At 45.3% G+C, this 3,723-nt stretch carries 3 protein-coding genes and 1 tRNA gene; 2 read left to right on the top strand and 2 right to left on the bottom strand.

Annotated elements, in window-relative coordinates:
* Positions 1 to 198 precede the first annotated feature (198 nt).
* Positions 199 to 873 (top strand): ABC transporter ATP-binding protein, encoded by a 675-nt coding sequence (locus B5F78_RS16145; protein ID WP_087207309.1) that lies wholly within the window; start codon positions 199 to 201, stop codon positions 871 to 873.
* 475 nt (positions 874 to 1,348) lie between these two features.
* Here the strand turns inward: B5F78_RS16145 and B5F78_RS16140 are convergent, their stop codons facing one another.
* Together B5F78_RS16140 and asnA are read right to left on the bottom strand one after the other, a co-directional pair.
* Positions 1,349 to 2,011, bottom strand: a complete 663-nt coding sequence (locus B5F78_RS16140; protein ID WP_087207307.1) for a uracil-DNA glycosylase — start codon at positions 2,009 to 2,011, stop codon at positions 1,349 to 1,351.
* A gap of 113 nt (positions 2,012 to 2,124) precedes the next feature.
* On the bottom strand, positions 2,125 to 3,165 hold the full coding sequence (asnA, locus tag B5F78_RS16135) for an aspartate--ammonia ligase (RefSeq protein WP_087250844.1): 1,041 nt from the start codon (positions 3,163 to 3,165) through the stop codon (positions 2,125 to 2,127).
* A gap of 231 nt (positions 3,166 to 3,396) precedes the next feature.
* On the opposite strand from asnA, the gene B5F78_RS16130 reads away from it, so the two are divergent.
* Positions 3,397 to 3,468 (top strand) — tRNA-Arg (locus tag B5F78_RS16130).
* Positions 3,469 to 3,723 lie beyond the last annotated feature (255 nt).

Raw genomic sequence — 3,723 nt, 5'->3', positions numbered from 1 at the left:
CTGACGAAGAACAGGAGCGGAAAGGACCAAAAAATCGCCCAAAGCACACACGAAAACAGATACATCAAGCCAAGAAAAACTTTTTGGAGAAATTCAAAACAGCTTCTTAATAATTAAATTATTATCCGCGTTGATCCGTGTTTCAAAACAGACTCGTTAATACAAACTAATTAAGATTAGTTATTTAATTCGGAAATTATGATTCAACTGGAAGGAATAACGAAAAGTTTTGGTTCGCTGCAAGTATTGAAAGGAATCGACTTGACAATAAATAAGGGAGAAGTGGTCAGTATCGTGGGACCGAGTGGGGCTGGAAAGACTACGTTGTTGCAGATAATGGGCACCTTGGACAAGCCCGACGCCGGACGGATTGTACTGAATGGTGTAGAGGTGAACCGTCTTAAAGATAAAGGGTTGGCGGCGTTCCGCAACAAGGAAATAGGTTTTGTGTTTCAGTTTCATCAATTGCTTCCCGAGTTTACGGCAGAAGAGAATGTGATGATTCCACTTTTGATACAGGGCGTGTCAGGAAAGTCTGCCCGTAGAGAAGCGGAGGAGATGCTTTCATTTTTGGGGTTGGGAGAACGCGCTTTGCATAAGCCTGCCCAGTTATCGGGCGGCGAGAAGCAACGGGTAGCTGTGGCGCGTGCCTTGATAAACCATCCTTCTGTAGTCTTGGCCGATGAGCCTTCGGGCAGTCTGGACACGCAGAACAAGGAAGAATTGCATCGTCTCTTTTTCGAACTTCGTGACAAGCTGGGGCAGACGTTCGTTATCGTGACTCACGATGAGGCACTTGCCTCGCAAACAGACCGGACCATTCATCTGGTGGATGGAAAAATCAGTGGAGAAAGTGCTAATCCATTCCGATAAACACTTTCTCCGCCCGAAATCGAACGATTGATACAAGCAGCTGAACATCTTTGATTTATTTGAATATCCGCCAGTTCCTTTTGGGGATACCGAGTGCACTGCGCAGCGCAGCTATGTCCGTCCGCATGTGCATATATGTGTATCCTGCATCCAATATAGTTGCATCACAACGGGCAATGACAATTGCTTTTGTTTATCTATGGCATCGAAAATATGGACTTGTATGATATATTATTTTTTTTGATTCCGTTATTTGCTTATTTGCAGCTACATACGGGGTAAAACAGAATGCTGTTAATAGATTTTCAAACCAACCGTTTCCAAATCCATTGCCGTATGGAAAGGATTGCGTACCTTTGCAGCATACAGGTACTAGTTGGCTAGGTTCTGAATAGTTTTTGTAGGCGCCAACCAAAGCTATCTGAAGCCTAGTACCTTGTCAACTCGTCACCTTGTCAACTTTCAAATGTTGAATCTACCAGTTAATCGGCGTCTTCCCATGCTGGATGAGGTATTCGTTGGTACGGCTGAAGTGTTTGTTGCCGAAAAAGCCGTGATAGGCAGATAGGGGAGAGGGGTGGACAGAAGTAAGTACGAGATGCTTGTTCCGGTCGATAAAGGCACCTTTCTTCTGTGCATACGACCCCCATAAGATAAAGACCAGGTGCTCGCGGTTTTCCGCCAAGGCACGGATGGCTGCATCGGTAAATTCCTCCCAACCCTTTTTCTGGTGCGAACCTGCCTGGTGTGCACGTACCGTAAGTGTGGCGTTGAGCAGCAGCACGCCTTGCTGTGCCCAGCGGGTCAGGTTGCCGCTTGCAGGTATAGGGCTTCCCAAATCATCGTGTATTTCTTTGAAAATGTTTTGTAGTGAAGGAGGAAACGGCACGCCGTCATTGACGGAGAAGCATAGTCCGTGTGCCTGTCCGGGTCCGTGATAAGGGTCTTGTCCGATGATGACTACTTTTACTTTATCGTAAGGGCAAAGGTTGAACGCGTTGAATATCAGCTTGCCCGGCGGATAAACGGTTGTGTTGTGGTATTCTTGCCTGACGAAGTCGGTCAGACGGATAAAATAGTCTTTTTCAAATTCGGGAGCCAAAATTTGCTTCCACGATTCTTCTATCTGTACATTCATGAGTTATTTTTTAGGTGACTAGGTACTAGGTACTAGGTGACTAGGTACTAGGGACTAGGTTTTAGATAGATTTACTAAGGTATTCAAAACCTGGTCACCTAGTCCCTGATAAATTATATCAACTGCATTCCCCAATCGGCACATTCTTTCCGCATGTCTTCGGGCCAGATGCTTGCCTGTATTTCTCCGATATGTGCTTTTTTCAAGTAGAGCATACATAGGCGTGACTGTCCGATTCCACCACCGATACTGAGGGGCAGCGAACCTTCGAGCAGCCGTTTGTGGAAATAAAGCCTGGTACGTTCTTCTTTGCCTGCCAGTTCCAGTTGTTTCAGCATGGCGGCTTTGTCTACGCGTATACCCATGGAAGAGAGCTCAATGGCGCGGCCTAATACCTCGTTCCATACCAGCAGGTCACCGTTCAGTCCCGGAAGTCCGGTTTTGGGGTCGATGGTTGTATAGTCATCATAATCCGGGGCACGGAGGTCATGAGGTTTTCCGTCACTTAGTTTGCCTCCGATTCCTATGATGAAAACAGAGCCTAACCGTTCGGTAATCAGGTTCTCACGTTCTTTGGGAGTCTTGTCCGGGTACATGTCCAGCAGGTCTTGTGCATGGATGAAGTGGATATCATGGGCAAGAAAGGGGGTAATCTGCGGATATGCTTCGCAAATCATGAATTCAGTGCGGCGCATGGCGGCATAAATGCGTGTCACGATGCTTTTCAGAAATTCTACGGTGCGTTGTTCGGGCGTGATGACCCGTTCCCAGTCCCATTGGTCGACGTAAAGCGAGTGCAGGTTGCCCAGTTCTTCGTCGGCACGGATGGCATTCATGTCTGTGTAGATGCCATATCCCGGCTCGATGTGATAGTCGGCAAGGGTCACTCTTTTCCATTTGGCAAGCGAGTGTACCACTTCGGCCTGTTGGTCGGCAAGGTCTTTGATGGGGAATGTGACGGGACGTTCCACACCGTTCAGGTCATCGTTGATTCCCATACCTTTTAAGACGAACAGGGGAGCTGTCACCCTTCGCAGGCGTAGTTCGGAGGATAGGTTTTGCTGGAAGAAATCCTTGATTTGTTTGATGCCAAGCTCTGTCTGTTTCATGTCGAGCAGGGGTTTGTAGTTTGCTGGTTTTATCAGATAGCTCATAATTTTTGCGTGATTAATTATTTGTAAAGTTATGCAAAGGTATAAATGTTTTGTAAAATTGCAATGCTTTTATTGATAATATTGTCATAATGTAAATGGATTATTTTTGTTTATGGGAAAAATGACATGCTTTTATTCCTTGTTTTCATAGGCTCATACGAATTTTTTATCCGAATCATTAGGATAGAATGAAGAATAATTGTATTTTTGTGCCGCAATTAAAAAAACAATGCACCCGTAGTTCAATGGATAGAATATCGGATTCCGGTTCCGACGATTGGGGTTCGACTCCCCACGGGTGTACTACTACCGAGTCATAAACGGATAAAAACCCACTAAATAAGTTACTTTAGTGGGTTTTTTGTTTTCTTGCTCTTGCTATCCCGAAAAATCCTTACACTTTTTCGGTGACATAATCGGTGACTTCCGCTTTCTTTGTTTCTTTTTATGAAGCTGTTTTGAATTTATCGTGTGATGATTTGGGATGAGTTTTTGAGGCATTTTCGCTTCTGTGATGAGGAAGATAGCGGGCTATCTGACGAAGAACAGGAGCGAAAA

The organism is Bacteroides sp. An279, from assembly GCF_002159615.1.
GTDB lineage: Bacteria > Bacteroidota > Bacteroidia > Bacteroidales > Bacteroidaceae > Phocaeicola > Phocaeicola intestinalis.
This window is presented reverse-complemented; position numbering and strand designations above follow the sequence as displayed.